The sequence below is a fragment of the Saccharothrix sp. ST-888 genome (genome assembly GCF_000955975.1).
Classification (GTDB): Bacteria; Actinomycetota; Actinomycetes; order Streptomycetales; family Streptomycetaceae; genus Kitasatospora.
In genome coordinates this window covers 1-332 of the sequence record NZ_JYJF01000720.1, presented here as the reverse complement: position 1 = coordinate 332, position 332 = coordinate 1, and the positions used below count along the sequence as shown (strand labels likewise).

Below are 332 nucleotides of genomic sequence, written 5' to 3'. Positions count from 1 at the left end.
AGGCTGAGGTCGCTGTGGAGGCTGCTGAGGTCGAGGCGGAGGTTGCTGAGGTCGAGGCTGAGGTTGCTGTGGAGGCTGCTGAGGTCGAGGCCGAGGCGGAGGATGCTGAGGTCGAGGCTGAGGTCGAGGCGGAGGAGGATGAGGTCGAGGCGGAGGTCGCTGTGGAGGCTGCTGAGGTCGAGGCCGAGGCGGAGGCTGCGGAGGTCGAGGCTGAGGTCGCTGCGGCGGTGGATGCGGTGGAGGCCGAGCTCGCTGTGGCGGCGGCGGAGGGCGAGGCCGGCGCGGGTGAGGACGAGGCGGCCGCCGAGGCCGAGGCGGCGAGCGCGGCGGCG

Annotated in this window: 1 protein-coding gene; it reads left to right on the top strand. The window is 73.5% G+C overall.

Annotated elements, in window-relative coordinates; genetic code table 11:
* On the top strand, positions 1-332 hold a 332-nt coding region (locus UK12_RS42325), incomplete at both ends, for a hypothetical protein (protein ID WP_197085420.1).